Here is a 16,155-nt window from a genome sequence, read left to right as displayed (position 1 = left end):
AATTTGATTTGGCAGTTTTTTATTAAGCGTTTTTTTATTTTGGTAAACCATAGTGCTGGAAAGAAGACTGTTTAGGAATTCGATAAGCATTACGCCCCAGTAATTGATTAATAATGACTGAGTTTCGAGTTGCTCCGATCCCTAAGTCTGGAGAACCAACGCCTTGCTGAAAAATCTCGGCATTTTGAATGAAAATTCGACCTTGTCCCTGATCACAACGTAAAGCCGTAAAGTCTTCTTGAACAATACAATCATTTTTATCATCAACAGCTAAAATAGAACCCTTCATATTTTGGAACCATTCAGGCCAATCATGAACATAGCCTGTAGCTGCGACAAGGGCATCAGTTTCTAATTCGCAACGTTGATCGAGTTGGGTGTGCAAACAGGTTAAACGCAGAGAACCCGATTCAAGTTCTTCAACCGATTCAACCTCACAGCTTGTGTATAGGCTTAAACCAGATTTTTCACCAGCCACTGAACGCTCATAAAGCACATCATATATATCGCCAATGGTTGAGAAGCTAATCCCTTTATAGATCAGGCCCTGACTAGCAGCAATATCGCGGCGTTTATCTCTAGGCAGGCTTTGGAAATATTGCATATATGCAGGGGTAAAGCATTCTTGCCCAAGTTTAGAATATTCCATTGGGTGAAAGCCGGCAGAACGTGTGATCCAACGAATAGATGCGCCTGCTTTTACTTGTTCTGGGGTAAGTGAATTAAATAAAGCAAGCACACATTCTGCTGCACTCTGGCCTGAGCCAATAACCGTGACCTGTTTACATTGTTTAAGTTGTTCCTGAATTTTTGCAAACTCCGCAGAATGTTTTACTAAAGGGTGTTTGCATGTTTCAAGCCACGTAGGAATTCGAGGTTTAGTCCCAATACCAATCGCCAGATTTTGGCTTATATATTTTTGTTTTTCGCCCGAGGCTGATTCACTTTCTATAATAAATTTATCCAGCTTGGCATCATATTCCACATGGCTTACGTTTTCTCCAAATCGACAATCCGGTAATTGTTTTGAAGCCCAACGGCAATAATGGTCATATTCACGGCGTGGAATTAAAAAACTGTCGTAATAATAAAACTGATGTAAGCGATCATGTTGATGTAAATAATTAATATAGCCTAAGGGATGGCAAGGATTGGCCATAGTAACCAAGTCGGCAAAGAAAGGAACTTGTAATGTCGTACCTTGCAATAGCAACCCTTCATGCCATCGAAATTCTGGTTTACGTTCTAAAAATACGCTTTTGATTTCGGGATGATGAGACAAAAGAGCAGCTAAACCTAAGTTGAATGGCCCAATACCAATTCCGGTAATATCTATTTTTTTCATGTTTATACTTTATCTGTTTCCAAAATGATGAAAGTTCAAAATACGAATTAATGTGCTGTTAGTAGTTTCTCTACATCAGCAATATTGCGACATTGAATAAGTTGAACAGGTGAGAGCTGAATCGCGTATGTTTCATTAATACGTTTTGAAACGGCCTTTAAATGATGTGGACGTAGCCCGAGATGAGTAAAATGAGTTGAGTTGTCCACTTCCTTATTTGGCGTGTGGCCTATCACTTCTAAGTAAATGTCGAGTAGTTGATTTTGCTGTTTAGCATTATTTTCAAGTGGTATAGATGAATGATCGGACTCATTATTTTTAAAATATGGTCGTTTATTTTGAAGCTCACTGAAAAAATTGCTGAGATCAAAACTGAATATTTCTGAACCAATAATTTGCTTGATTGCTAATTGCAGTGCATCCAAGAAATCGTCAATCATGTTGGGTGGAAATGCTTCTTGGGCATAATCAATATCGAAAATTAAAGCGCCGTCATTTCTTGTGCTAAAGCGAATATCAATTGCAACTTGAGGTGTTTGAGTAAGGCCATCTAGTTGCTGAATAGGATGAGATTCAGATAATACCGGCCATGACAAACCATTTGTAATTACAATCGGCAATACTGGAGCAGTGCCAACTTTTTCAAATAATAGTCGAGCGAGATCAACGCCTGAAAATGAAAGATGCTGTAACCCCTCTAAAACTTCAGTTTGTAAGCGGTTTGCTTGTTCAGCAAATTGATCTAAAGCTTTCCACTCAACAGCAATAAACGTAGAGCTATTAGAAAATGGTCCGGCATAGAGGGGAAGTGTAGGAACAGCAACGCATAGAGATTTTTCAGTGTTCCAATGAGATAGCACTTCCAAAATAAGCGCCATGATAACTGAGTTTTTAAACAGTGAATGTTTTGCGCCAATTTTAGACAACTGTTTAAATTGATCTTTTTCTATAACCAGACTATTACGTTGGTAACGTGAAGTCGGTAAATGCTGTAAGGGCGTTTTCCACGGAAGCGCAGGAATAGCCGATAATTTAGAAAATTTTCTTTCCCAGTAAGCCATATCTGCTTGATAAACAGATAAGCTATTTTCAACTTCATTTTTTTCTATTTGTGTTTGGATATCATGTTGTTGTCCATCAAACAGCTCTAACATAAGTGAAGCTATAGATCGGCCATCTAAAATCAATGCATCAAAGCGGACAAAAATTGTTAATAGATTATTTTTTAATAAAAATACGGTGATATTCCAAGGCGACTGATTTAAATCAAATAGCTCATGCGTATAACTATTTTTATAGGACTCGATGTGGTGAGAAGCATGTTCAGGTTCCCATGTAGTTAGGTCTATTTCTTTTAAATTGACACTCACTTGATCGCTTACATATTGTACTAACCTGTTTTTATCAATATAGGTTCGTAAGCTGTCATGCCGCCGTACCATTTCTGTCAATCGTTGTCTTAATAAAACAATATCCATTGTGCCGTGATACTGCCTAAACTCTTGCATGGCAACACCACCTAAGGGAAGGGCTTGAGTTCGGCCTAATAGGTAGGCTTGCTGTAATGCATTTAATGGTTTTTGAGACGTACGATCTGACGAGGTATTTTGTGCTGGGCTTATAATTTGTGTATTCAGTTGCTCAGGATGTGCGGCAAGATTTTTAAGTAAATGAATAAAAGATTCAAATAAATTCGTGATCCATTCTTTGGGTAGAGCATCTAAACGGATGTCCCAATTAACTAAAATACCGTCATCTACATGAGCAACTTGTGCATCAAGTGCAACTTGCGGCCCTTGTGAAATGACCCAATTCATTGAGCCAAAAACACGGCGGACACGTTCGGAAAGCAAATTATCGTTTTCTAAGTCGAGTGCCGCTGTAAATACCACGGGAGCAATCTGTGCACTACCATGATAACGGGACAGGTCACGTAGAACATTAACACCCGGATAATGTGAATGCTCTAATAACTCAAGCATTTGATTTGCTATTTGTTTGCAGAATGCGGCTAAGGTAGTCGTCTTATTCATATCGACATCAAGGATGACTAAATTAGCAAAATCACCAATAGTGCCTTCGACATTTTTTAAAACTGGCTCGCGCCAAAAAGTAGGAATATTTAATCGGAAGCTGTGATCTTTGGTTGTATGACCAAGCGTATAGGCAAATAGACCTAATATCAGATTGGTCACAGTAATGCGTTGTTCTCTAGCAAGTTGTTGTAATGCTTTTCGTTCTTCCGGCGATAACCACGTACTTAAACGATCACTTTTTGCTGTTTTGAATTCTTGATGAATGAAAGGTAGAGACGGAGCAGGACTAATATGAGGCAGACGTTGTTTCCACCATAAGCGGTCTCGTTGGTTTAATTTTTTTAGGTCAGGGTCTGTCCGTATTTTTTGATACCAGTCAAAAAAATTAGGCGGACGGGAGAATGATATTTCTGGGTCTTCATAAAACAAAGAAAGATCTTCCATCAAGTTCAAAAAACTGGACGGATCTATAGCAATCATGTCCGTATCTACATGAAAACGAAAAATATTATCTTTAAGAACACTTATAGAAAATCTTGCAGTCTGGCCCTGACTTAAATCAAGTTTTTGATGGGTCCATTGCTCCCGTTTTTGCATGAGCATTTGCTCAATTTGATGATCGTTAAGCTTTGAAAAATTATCGACTTCTAATATCTGTTGAGTCTTCTCAGACATAATGTTTGCGATGCCATCGGCACTCAAACTTAATCTCAAAATAGGGTGTTCTTTATAAAGTCGTTGAAGTGCTAAATGTAATTTTTGTAGATCAATAAATTGACCGTCAAATTCTGCATAGAGGTGGGCAGCAACCCCACCTAAAGTTGCGTTGCCAGAGCGACCAAACCAGCAGGCCGCTTGCATCGAAGTTAATTCACACATTGAACGATAACTCGGTTGACAAATTAATCTTGTTTCAGCATCATACAAACAAATGAAAATGATTACCAGTTGCATTTGTTAATCATTTCCAATTTTGCTGTGAATATATAGCTTGTCCGTCTTAAGAGTTTTCTTTTGTCGGTATTCAAATTAAATATTTATGCCGATATGTAAGAAAATTTACAAAGAATCAATAGCTTGATAACCATTAAATTAAATTGAATATTTAGAATGTCATGAAAAAACAGTTGATTGAGTTTGTTCGCTGGTCTCCCGAGAGAGCGCAAAACTATCGAAATAAAGGTTATTGGATTGACCAACCTTTGACGCGCATTTTAACGGTAGGGGTTCAATCGCATCCGCATTCACCGGCAATTATTTGTGGTGAGCGTCAGTTGAGTTATATCGAGCTGGACCAGCTATCAACAAATTTAGCCTCTCGACTAGCTGAAAAAGGCTTGGGCAAGGGTGATACTGCTTTAGTACAACTTCCCAATGTTGCGGAGTTTTATATTGTCTTTTTTGCCTTGCTTAAAGCAGGCGTGGTTGTACTCAATGCGCTATATAGCCATCGCCAATATGAACTAAATGCCTTTATTAAACAGATTCAACCTAAGCTTTTAATTGGTTCGCGTCAGCATGAAGTATTTAGCAATAATCAATTTATTGATTCACTTCATGAAGTAAATTTAAGTCCTGAAATTATTTTGATGCTCAATCATCAAGCTACCGATTTCGGATTATTAGACTGGATTGAAACACCAGCAGAGACCTTTGTCGATTTTTCATCTACACCTGCTGATGAAGTTGCTTTCTTTCAGTTGTCAGGTGGAAGTACGGGAACACCAAAACTTATTCCACGAACGCATAATGACTATGACTATAGTGTGAGGGCCAGTGCCGAGATTTGCGGTTTAAACTCAAATACCCGGTTATTGTGCGCTCTGCCAGCTCCGCATAACTTTATGTTGAGTTCACCCGGTGCATTAGGCGTTTTACATGCAGGTGGATGTGTTGTTATGGCATCAAATCCTGAACCGCTCAATTGCTTCTCTATTATTCAAAGACATCAAGTCAATATGGCATCTTTAGTGCCGAGTGCTGTCATTATGTGGCTAGAAAAAGCCGCGCAATATAAAGATCAAATCCAGTCTTTAAAGTTGCTTCAAGTGGGGGGAGCAAGTTTCCCTGAATCTTTAGCTCGTCAAGTTCCTGAAATCCTCAATTGTAAATTACAACAAGTATTTGGAATGGCCGAAGGCTTGGTCAATTACACCAGACTCGATGACTCCGACGAGCAAATCTTTACGACACAAGGGCGTCCTATCAGTTCTGATGATGAAATCAAAATTGTGGATGATGAGTATAGGGAAGTCCCAGAAGGTGAAATAGGGATGCTTGCGACTCGGGGACCTTATACCTTTTGTGGTTATTACCAAAGCCCTGAACATAATTCACAGGTCTTTGATGAGGACAACTATTACTATTCGGGCGATCTCGTGCAGCGTACTCCTGATGGTAATTTACGTGTAGTAGGAAGAATTAAAGACCAGATTAACCGTGGTGGTGAAAAGATTGCTTCGGAAGAAATAGAAAAACTTATTCTTTTGCATCCAGAAGTTATGCACGCAGCTTTGGTCGCAATTGTTGATGAACAATTCGGTGAAAAAAGTTGTGCCTTTATTGTTTCTCGGAATCCTGAACTTAAAGCTGTTGTGCTCAGACGCCATCTCATGGAGTTAGGCATTGCACAATACAAACTTCCAGACCAGATCAAATTAATCGAAAGTTTGCCACTAACCGCAGTCGGTAAGGTGGACAAAAAACAACTTCGCAGCATTTTAAATACATCTACAACATCTTAATAAATATTGAGCAGCATATGGCTATTTCAAAAATTTCTACTTATCTCATGCCCAAAAGAGAGAGTTATCCAAATAATAAAACAGACTGGCAGTTAGATCCTTCTCGAGCAGTTTTGTTAATTCATGATATGCAGCGTTACTTTTTAAATTTTTACGATGCTGAAAGTGAATTAATTAAAACGGTTGTTAATCATTTAGTTCAACTCAGAAGTTGGGCACATCAGAACAATGTTCCTGTTGTCTATACCGCACAGCCTTATGAACAACCAGCGGCAGATCGAGCATTACTGAATGCGATGTGGGGACCGGGTTTGCCAGCCTCAACAATCGATCAGCAAAAAATTATTGATCAACTTTCTCCTGCTGAACATGACATTGTCTTAACGAAATGGCGTTATAGCGCGTTTAAACGTTCGGATTTGCTTGAAAGAATGCAAAACTGGAATCGTGATCAGCTCATTATTGGCGGTGTCTATGCCCATATCGGTTGTATGGTTACGGCAATTGAAGCCTTTATGAGTGACATACAACCCTTTTTGGTTGGGGATGCAGTTGCCGATTTTTCAGAAGAAGAACATCGCTTAGCTTTGAAATATGTATCTTCACGTTGCGGTCAAGTTGTGGATACCGAATCTGTAGTGGGGCAGGTGGCAACAGGCATTACACGACCTTGGCTAGAGCAAAAGGTCCAGCAGCTTATTGAAGAAGATGAATTAGATCCAGAAGAAAACCTGATTCTTTATGGATTGGACTCATTACGAATTATGCAGTTTTCTTCGGAACTCAAAGCGCAGGGAATCAATATTAGTTTTGAAGAATTAGGACGCACACCCACCTTATCAAATTGGTGGTCATTGGTTGATGCACGGCAAAGGATTGCAGGGTAGAGGGTTGCCATCATAAGGCATACGACAAATCCTGGTCGCTAAATTTATACATAAAATTTATATCTTTGATAGCGACTCCTTAGACGACTTGTAATCGTCATATTAACGGAGCAAAAAATGATTTTATCGCCTGCTGATCAAGAGAGAATAGAGACGTTCTGGAATTATTGTTTAAAACATCAATACTTCAATATTGGATATCCTGAATCTGCAGATTTTGATTATTCTGCTTTATTCCGTTTTTTCAAATTCTCTATTAATAATTGTGGTGATTGGAAAGACTATAGTAATTACGCATTGAATTCTTTTGATTTTGAAAAAGATGTGATGGCGTATTTTGCTGAAATTTTTCAAATTCCCTTTGAAGAAAGCTGGGGATACGTAACCAATGGTGGCACAGAAGGTAATATGTTTGGCTGCTATCTGGCGCGTGAGCTATTTCCTGATTCCACATTATATTACTCAAAAGATACGCATTATTCGGTGAGAAAAATCGCCAAATTATTGCAGATGAAATCTTGTGTGATCGAATCATTGGATAATGGTGAAATCGACTATGATGATTTAATCCATAAAATAAAAACCAATAAAGAAAGTCACCCCATTATTTTTGCAAATATTGGTACGACCATGACGGGCGCAATTGATGATATTGAAATGATTCAAGAGCGCTTAGCGCAAATCGGAATTATACGCCGAGATTATTATATTCATGCCGACGCTGCCTTGAGTGGCATGATTTTACCTTTTGTCGATCATCCTCAAGCATTTTCTTTTGCTCATGGCATCGACTCGATTTGTGTATCTGGTCATAAAATGATTGGCTCACCGATTCCGTGTGGCATTGTTGTGGCCAAACGCCAAAATGTAGAGCGTATATCGGTAGATGTTGACTATATCTCTACACGTGATCAAACCATTAGCGGTTCTCGCAATGGCCATACGGTCTTGTTGATGTGGGCGGCAATACGTAGCCAAACCAATTTACAAAGACGTCAGAGAATTCAACATTGTCTAAAAATGGCCCAGTACGCGGTTGATCGCTTTCAGGCAGTGGGCATTCCTGCTTGGCGGAATCCGAATTCAATCACTGTGGTATTTCCGTGTCCTTCTGAGCACATCTGGAAAAAGCATTATCTGGCAACCTCTGGAAATATGGCTCATTTAATTACTACGGCACATCACCGAGATACACGTCAGATTGATAGCTTAATTGACGACGTTATTTTTGATTTACAAGGTGCCTCTAAACGTACAGTTGGCTTTTAGTCATATCAACCAAGATGATTTAGACAAATCCATATTAATTTTTACAGTCTAGAAAATGATCTAAAAATATTTTGATAGGGTGGTTAGGAAGTTTTTGATGCAATTAAAGTTTTTAAAAAAATACTTTTTATATGATTTTCTTATTCATGCTTTTTTAAAGCCGAAAAAGGCAATTCTTGCTGGTCAATTGAAGCGAGATTTTATTTTAAGTACCGCTTTTTCTATGAATATAAAGAGAGATAAGCATGTCTGATTTAAAGTTATCTCATCTGATGACAGACTCTTCCTTGGCACCTGCACTCAAGCCAGCATTTCCTAAATTATTTGCAGGAACGCTTGCCGCCGTATTTTCTGGTTTAGCCATTTTAACTGCCTTGTGGGGCATGATTCAGTTGATTGGTTATTTATCTTCTTATTGGGTGATCTTTTCAGCGGTTTTTTGGATAGTCGGGGCGGCATTGGCAGCACTGGCTTCATGGTTAGTGCATGATGCAGAGGCTGGATTTTCGGCACGATTACGTCGTCAAATTGCTCATCATTTAATTCGGTTACCTACCACAACCCTATCAAAACAGGGTGACCAAAACTTAAAACGACTGGTTTCAGACGATATCGCAACCTTACACCATATGGTGGCACATTTACCGTCGGAAATTGCGATTTTTGCTGTAATCCCTTTAGTTTCTATTGTTTTATTAGTTGTGTTGGTTGGCCCGATGGCACTTTGGGTATTATTACCTGGGGCAATTGCTTCACTCTATTATTTAATTATTGTTCCCCATGTATCAAAACGGGATGGCGCTGCGCGTATGCAGGTCATGTTAGATATTATTGGTTCTGCTGATGATTATGCGCGCGGCATTCGTGATAATCGAATATATGGGCAACAATCAGGCGCTTTAACAGCCTATACTCAATCAGCACAAAATTTCACTCAAAATATGGTGTCTTGGGTGAGTAAAGTCGCAACACTCGCTGCTGTTGCCACTGCCTTACTACAAGCTGTTGCAACCTTTGCCATAGCCTATCTCGTGGCTTATCAATACGACAGCATGACCTTGGCTGCAACACTTTTCTTTAGCTTGGCCATCGTGACACCTTCGCTACGTTTAGGGCATGGTCTTGATTATGTCGCTGCTGGGCGGGCTGCAGCTACTCGTTTATCTGCTTTCTTAAAAGAGCCATTACTTTCATCGGGCAATCTACAACAGATTGAGGAAGATGTAACACTCGAAATAGTGAATGCAAGCTTTGCAATTGAAAATCAAAAAGTATTGGATCGATTAAGTTATTCATTTCCAAAAAATTCAATGACTGCAATTACAGGGCCGAGTGGAGTTGGCAAAACAACCTTACTGCGAGCACTTGCTGGATTAGCCGTATTGCAAGAAGGTGTCGTTCAATTAGCAAAAACAGATATTTTGCAATTACATGAAAAACTAAGACATGAAAAGGTTTTGTTTATTCCACAAGGTGGAGATGTGTTACCGACCACAGTAAGAGAAAACTTGTCCTTATCTGCCATTAATGCAAATGATGCACAACTTGAGCAGGCATTACTCAAGGCCCAACTAAAAGTAGATTTAAATGCAGATGCAACTTTACTTTCAGGCGGTGAAAAACAACGTATAGGAATAGCGCGTGCGTTTTTATCTTCAGCTCCTATTATTTTATTAGACGAGCCAACGAGCGCACTCGACCAGACCAATGCGACAAAAATAATATTGGAATTAAACCACTTAGCTAAAAACCAGAATAAAACCATCGTCATGGTCACTCATGATCTTGCCTTAGCTGCTCATGCCGACAGCAGGTTAGTGCTTAACGGCCCAACTGACTCAGGGAAATCTTTATGAATACTGCTGCTAAATTAAATAAAGATCAGATTTTTTCGATGCTTCCTCGTTCAGCCAAACAAAAATTAATTATTGTTGGTATCGGATGGATCATTGTTGCAGCAATTGAAGCAATCGCATATACCGTATTGGCATTTGCAATTATCAATCAATGGTCACCAAGCTGGGTTCTCATCAGTGCAATTGCAGCAATATTAGTGACAGTTATAGTCACTCGTGCTGGCTTCCTTACTGGTGTGCGTTTAGCAGGGGACCTATTTGCTGAGTTAGGCAAATCTTTAGCTCGTGCCAAGCTCTCTTGGTTTACTAATGAACAGCGTGCTCAGATTAAAACGATTGCTGGACAGGGAATTCCTGGGTTTATGAGTATCCCTGCTCATCAATTGCAAACCTTTTTACATGCGCCTTTTATGCCTTTATTTCTCACAATAGGAATAGGCCTGCTTGCCGGAGCAGGCGTAGCATTTGTCGCTTTAGGCTTACTTTTACTCTCTTTATTTGCTCAATTCCTAGCACAACGTGCACTCATGCATATTGATAAAAAACGTAATACTGCCGATTTAGCGGCTTCACAAGCAACGCTGGAATTGGTTGATCATGTTGAGTTATTACGCACAGCCGCGGGACCAGAACGTGCGGTTCAAAGGCTGGAACATCGTTGGGAAGAGCAAGAAGAGACATTAATACGGATCAACCGTGCTGCTGCATTTGCAAGTTTTATTGCAACCTTGGCAAGTGTTTTACCCATTGCAGGGATGGCAACATATCTGATGATCGCTGGAGTCAATCATGCTGCTTTGGTATTGGCATTACTCGTCTTAATTGGACGTGCAGCAGCGCCGTTAGGTGAACTTGCTACCGCAGGGTTGCATATCAATGATTTATTTGCTGCACTACGCAACTTTAATCAGATCACCCATCCACCTGAGTTGCCTGAGCCATTACACCCTCAAATTCCTACTGGCCATCATATTTCGGTACAAGGCGTTAGCTATGCGCCAGCACTTGAAAATATATCTCTCGATATCGCATTGGGGAGCAGAGTATGGGTTACCGGACCAAGTGGTAGTGGTAAGAGTACTTTACTTGAATTGCTTACACGGTTTGATGATCCACAAAGAGGAAAAATTACCCTTGGTGGCATAGCTCTTGATCAAATGAAATATGAAGATTTGGTCTCGAATATCGCTTATGTCACACAAGAACCTATTTTGTTCACAGGTACACTGGCTGAAAATATCCGTTTAGGTAAACCTGATGCAACTGATGATGAAATAGAAAAGGCTGCAAGAGATGCCGCATTAGGGGCAATGATTGACCGTAGTTCAGAGGGAATTAATCAATCGGTAGGTAAACAAGGCACCGCATTGTCTGGTGGTGAACGTCAGCGGGTCGCAATTGCCCGAGCATTACTCAAAAATGCGCCGATTTTAATACTTGATGAAGCAACCTCTGCCTTGGATGAAGAGACTGAGCAGGAAATTGTTACAACGATACGTGCTCTTTCTTCTACGGTTATTTTTGTGACACATCGTGATTCAGCCATTTGGCAACCGACTCAAACTATCAATTTAGCTTCAATTTCTATTTAAAAAAATAGAGCAGAAACCTGATTTAAGCATTTTTTATGAAAGAAAAATGCTTAATATTTGGAGAATTCTTAAGTGAATAAACATCAATATAATATGTTCTGTTTACCGCCTGCGGGGAGTAGCGCAAGTATTTATCATCCATGGAAAAAGCAGATTTCTGACAATATTCGTATTATTCCTATTGAATATTCGGGTCATGGTATAAAAATAAATGAACCATTGATTGATGAACCTGATCTATTGGCTATGCAAATTGCCAATGAAATACAAGCTTACTCAGACAAGCCGTTTATTTTATTTGGACATAGTGTGGGAGGTGGCTTGATTTGGAAAGTACTCAATTATTTGAATGAAAAACCCATAATTGATCAGTTGAGATTAATTGTTATAAGTAGCCGACCTGAGCATCACTATATTCAACATATGCGGTACAAGCATGAGCTAACTGATGAAAAAATTATTGATGAATTAAAGCGATACAATAATTTTCCTGATGAAATTTTAAATAATCAGGATGCACTCACATTCTTTCTCAAAATCATTCGTAATGATTTCTATCTTAGTGATCAATTACTTGGCGAGAAGATTCATAAGACTGAGGTTCCGATCGTTGCATTTTATGGCAAACAGGACCCTGATATTCCTAACAAAAGAATGATGGATGCATGGCAACAACACACAGAAAATTGGTTAGGAAGCATTGAGTTTGAAGGGGACCATTTCTACTTTCTCAATCCCGAAACTCGAGTGAAGATGCTTGAAAACATTGCTGCCATCGTTGAAACATTGACCGTAAATATTGAATAAAGTCCATGCTATGAATACGAAGAAGCAGCTAAGTAGAGGGGCTAATTCATGTCTGGATGAAATAAATATTCAATATGAAAAGCTAACAGCTTTCGGGATAGATATACATAAGGTCCAGCTCAGCCAAATCAAAGAAATACCTCAGCTTGATCATATCTATCAGGAGCTGAATATATTTCTTCCACCGAATATAAAAAGCTCACGCTTCATTCGTCAATTAGAGTTCTTGACGGGGCGCTTAGCAGCAAAATATGCATTACAACGCTTCAATTTACAAGACTCTATTGTCTATCAAGGTAGACATGGGGAACCCCTATGGCCCGAAGGAGTGATGGGGGGGATTAGTCATGTTGGATCAAAAAAATCATGTTATGCCATCGCATATGCTAGAAATAACACACCTAAAGAAAAAATATTTGGAATCGATATAGAGTCTCAAAAACATTATATTTTTTTTCAAAAGAAAGATGAATTTTATGATGTTTTTCTCAATAAAAACGAGCAAGAAGAAATTGAAAAGCTACTAAAAGATCAAGCATATTTATATTTGATAATATTCTCCGCTAAAGAAAGTATCATTAAGGCATTTTATTTAAAATATAAGCAAATTATTGATTTTAAGAATATAAAATTTAAAGCGCTAGATGGCGCGTTTCTTTATTTTTACCTTAGACAAGAAAGTTTAATCGAGATAACTCTAGAGGTTAAAGTTTATTTTTTTCATACAAATAACGAGATAATTACAATTTCTTGCATTGAAAACTAAATTTGTTATTGATAATAATAATCATTTGCATTAATGTGTGTTTCAGTATTTTTATATCCTTATATTTAAAAAGAAGTACTACAGAATTTGCTTGAAAAAAATCAATGTGAGAGGTGATATACAGATGATGCAGACTCAAATATCAGTAGAGCAAAATTTAGATCATATCGGTCAAAAGAAATTTTCATGTTTTTCTACGAAGAATTATTATCTCGAGGTCAACGAATTCGTTAAAACGTTAAATACACCTGCAGCAAATACCGCACTATTGAATGAAGAGATTGCAAAATGCTTTGAAGAAATTAAAAAGCAAGGCCATCAAAATCCAGTTTTAATTGGTGCTATACCTTTTGATATTACAAAGAAAAGTAGCTTAAATTTTTATGCTGATCATAAAAAAATAACACAAGCATCTTCTACGATTAATTCATTAAAAAATCGTAATAACATTGAGATAATTAATAAATCATTACTCATTCAACGACAAAAATTTGAAGGTACAGTACAGCTAGCTTTAGATGCTTTTGAGAAAAAGAAGGTAGAAAAAGTTGTTCTCTCTCAGGCTGTTGAATATGAGTTTAACCGTCATCAAGAGCCAGAAAATTTATTGGCTGCTTTATTAAAACAAAATCCAAATGCTTATAATTTTGTGATTCCAGTCGAACATAATAATTATATTCTAGGCGCAAGTCCTGAACTGCTTTTATCAAAACAAGACCGTATTGTAACCAGTAATCCTTTGGCTGGTTCTCGTCCTAAATCTAAAATTTCTGAAAAAAATTTCGTCAGCCAACAAGAATTAAATCATTCTGAGAAAGATCAACATGAACATCGAATTGTGGTTGAAAATATTATTAGAAATTTAGCCACTCATTGTGTAGAGCTTAAGGTTTCTGAATTTCCAGATATTTTAGAAACATCAACGATGTTGCATTTATCATCAGAATTCCAAGGTGTGCTTAAGCAACAGGCTCCCGATGCTTTAAACCTTGCATTAGAATTACATCCAACCCCAGCAGTCTGTGGCTCACCAACTCATGTTGCTAAGCAGTTTATTTTAGATCATGAAGGTTATGACCGACATTATTACACGGGGTTAGTCGGCTGGATGGATGCGGAGGGTAATGGTGAGTGGGTAGTGACGATTCGATGTGGTCTACTCAGTGAAAATAAAATGCGCTTATATGCTGGTGCGGGGATTGTTGAAGGGTCAGATGCTGAAGCTGAATGGTTAGAAACAGAAGCTAAAATGCAAACCATGTTAAATATTCTAAATACAAAAATTGCTGTGTAATGAGAAACCCTAGGCTGGTTTTATTTTTATAATCAAAACAATAACTAAATATTCCACGGGGCTATGCTAAAAAATTTAATAAAAAAGCCTGCATAAAGCAGGCTTTTTTAATTAAGAGGATTATTCTAAGAATTTAACAGTTACGCCTGAACGTACTTTATTACCTAAATCGTTAGCATCCCAGTTCGTTAAACGGATACAACCGTGTGATGCAGTTTTAGAAATTAAAGACGGGTTTGGTGTACCGTGAATACCAAAAGATTTTTTACTTAAACCAATCCAGATATTACCTACAGGCGCATTTGGACCTGGTGGTAAAGAAAGCGGTTTTAAGTTTTTACCTTGTACGAAGTTAGAAGGTGAGTAGCTATACCATGGATTACGAGCTACACCAACTACCTTGTAAGTACCGGTCGGAGAAGGCGTATCAGTACTGCCAATTGTTGCAGGAAATGACGCAATCATTTGGTTACGGCTGTTAAATAGGTACAGTTGTTTTGCACCTTTATGCGCAATAATCAAGTGAATATCTTCTGGTAAGTCATTGCGTACATTTGGAACAATGATTTTTTCACCAACTTTTTTGAATGTCGCAGTCGGGTTAATTTTCTTTAAGAAGGCTTCATCAATATGAAACTTCTCGCCCAACATTTCACTTACGCGTGTGTAGTACAAACCTTTCATTTTTGCTTGTAAAGCATAGTCAGAAGGAATTGATTGTGCGTAAGGACCTTTTAAATCGGCATCGGTAATAGTGTATTCAATAAATGCTGGTTTGTTTTGTTTAGCAACAAGCGCATCCCAAGTTTCTTTAGTCAGTTCACCAGTAGGAGATAAACCATTCATTTGCTGGAAAGATGCAATTGCTTTTAATGTGTTTTTACCGCTCATGCCATCAATTGCACCCGGTGAAGCATGCGCATTGTTTAGCATGACATGGGCACGTGCATAAACTGGTAATTGACCTTTACCAATATTTTCGTACCACTCAGCATTGTTTAAGCCATCTAATGTCCATGAAACGGCTGGAGCAGAAGTGGCAGTCTTAGATGCTGTTGTTGTTTTAGCTGGCGCTGTTGGTTCTGAAGCAGCAATACCTGAATCGGCATTTGGATCTTCAGCTTTTTGTAAATTTTGTAATGTTGTAGACGCTCGATTTAAGTCATTTTGTTCTTGAGCTGTAATCTGTGTCTGGGCTTGAGCTTGAGTTTGAGCTTTAACAGTTGAAGCAGCATCTACAGCAAGCGGATCAATCGGATCTTCTACAGGAGCAGATACTTTTTTAGGAGTGACTGGTTGCTCAGTTGTTGACGCAGCCAAAGCAACATTAGCAATAATACAACTTAAACTCATAGCGAGTAATGAGCGAACAAACATGTAATTCAACCTTAAGAATTTTCATATAAGCAATAGGGTAAGGAGACTGATCCTAAAGTTTATAAAATCACCGATAACGCAATGTATGCGTATTAAGTATTGGTGAATTTAATCATTAAAGGAAGATCAATAAACCCGATGTAACATGTTGCAAGTATTGCAGAAAACCGAGCTTCTTGCAG

12 protein-coding genes are annotated in these 16,155 nt (G+C 38.4%); 9 read left to right on the top strand and 3 right to left on the bottom strand.

Annotation, left to right across the window (positions count from 1 at the left end; all coding sequences use genetic code 11):
* Window positions 1-34: 34 nt before the first annotated feature.
* Complete coding sequence (gene basC, locus MKL36_RS09405; RefSeq protein WP_021511016.1) at window positions 35-1,345, bottom strand: putative histamine N-monooxygenase; 1,311 nt, start codon at window positions 1,343-1,345, stop codon at window positions 35-37.
* Between the two features lie 47 nt (window positions 1,346-1,392).
* A complete protein-coding gene (gene basD / locus MKL36_RS09400; protein ID WP_021511015.1) occupies window positions 1,393-4,335 on the bottom strand; it encodes an acinetobactin non-ribosomal peptide synthetase subunit BasD in 2,943 nt (980 codons plus the stop codon).
* 161 nt (window positions 4,336-4,496) lie between these two features.
* Between basD and basE the strand changes: the two genes are divergently transcribed.
* The 9 genes from basE (at window position 4,497) to basJ (ending at window position 14,596) form a co-directional block, all read left to right on the top strand.
* Window positions 4,497-6,125, top strand: a complete 1,629-nt coding sequence (gene basE / locus MKL36_RS09395; RefSeq protein WP_021511014.1) for a (2,3-dihydroxybenzoyl)adenylate synthase BasE — start codon at window positions 4,497-4,499, stop codon at window positions 6,123-6,125.
* Between the two features lie 17 nt (window positions 6,126-6,142).
* On the top strand, window positions 6,143-7,012 hold the full coding sequence (gene basF / locus MKL36_RS09390) for an acinetobactin biosynthesis bifunctional isochorismatase/aryl carrier protein BasF (protein ID WP_001018271.1): 870 nt from the start codon (window positions 6,143-6,145) through the stop codon (window positions 7,010-7,012).
* A 117-nt stretch (window positions 7,013-7,129) separates the two neighbouring features.
* A complete protein-coding gene (gene basG / locus MKL36_RS09385) occupies window positions 7,130-8,281 on the top strand; it encodes an acinetobactin biosynthesis histidine decarboxylase BasG (RefSeq protein WP_021511013.1) in 1,152 nt (383 codons plus the stop codon).
* Window positions 8,282-8,378: 97 nt separating this feature from the next.
* Window positions 8,379-8,534 carry a hypothetical protein gene (locus MKL36_RS09380; RefSeq protein WP_001176134.1) on the top strand — a complete coding sequence of 52 codons (156 nt, stop codon included), beginning with the start codon at window positions 8,379-8,381 and terminating at the stop codon, window positions 8,532-8,534.
* Window positions 8,527-10,137 (top strand): acinetobactin export ABC transporter permease/ATP-binding subunit BarA, encoded by a 1,611-nt coding sequence (gene barA, locus MKL36_RS09375; RefSeq protein ID WP_021511012.1) that lies wholly within the window; start codon window positions 8,527-8,529, stop codon window positions 10,135-10,137. The genes MKL36_RS09380 and barA overlap by 8 nt, the downstream gene beginning before the upstream one ends.
* A complete protein-coding gene (barB, locus tag MKL36_RS09370) occupies window positions 10,134-11,729 on the top strand; it encodes an acinetobactin export ABC transporter permease/ATP-binding subunit BarB (protein ID WP_021511011.1) in 1,596 nt (531 codons plus the stop codon). The genes barA and barB overlap by 4 nt, the downstream gene beginning before the upstream one ends.
* Window positions 11,730-11,801: 72 nt before the next feature.
* Window positions 11,802-12,536 carry an acinetobactin biosynthesis thioesterase BasH gene (basH, locus tag MKL36_RS09365; RefSeq protein ID WP_021511010.1) on the top strand — a complete coding sequence of 245 codons (735 nt, stop codon included), beginning with the start codon at window positions 11,802-11,804 and terminating at the stop codon, window positions 12,534-12,536.
* Between the two features lie 10 nt (window positions 12,537-12,546).
* Window positions 12,547-13,302 carry an acinetobactin biosynthesis phosphopantetheinyl transferase BasI gene (gene basI, locus MKL36_RS09360; RefSeq protein ID WP_031222709.1) on the top strand — a complete coding sequence of 252 codons (756 nt, stop codon included), beginning with the start codon at window positions 12,547-12,549 and terminating at the stop codon, window positions 13,300-13,302.
* Window positions 13,303-13,426: 124 nt separating this feature from the next.
* Window positions 13,427-14,596: an acinetobactin biosynthesis isochorismate synthase BasJ gene (gene basJ, locus MKL36_RS09355; RefSeq protein ID WP_000983813.1), complete on the top strand. Its 1,170-nt coding sequence runs from the start codon at window positions 13,427-13,429 to the stop codon at window positions 14,594-14,596.
* Window positions 14,597-14,716: 120 nt separating this feature from the next.
* Here basJ and MKL36_RS09350 read toward each other — a convergent pair whose 3' ends face one another.
* Entirely contained in the window at window positions 14,717-15,973 is a 1,257-nt protein-coding gene (locus tag MKL36_RS09350) for a L,D-transpeptidase family protein (protein ID WP_021511007.1), read from the bottom strand.
* Window positions 15,974-16,155 lie beyond the last annotated feature (182 nt).

The organism is Acinetobacter sp. AOR12_HL, assembly GCF_027855275.1.
In the GTDB taxonomy this organism is placed as follows: domain Bacteria; phylum Pseudomonadota; class Gammaproteobacteria; order Pseudomonadales; family Moraxellaceae; genus Acinetobacter; species Acinetobacter baumannii.
Note: the sequence above shows the minus strand (reverse complement) of the source record. Positions and strands in the feature narration are given on the sequence as shown.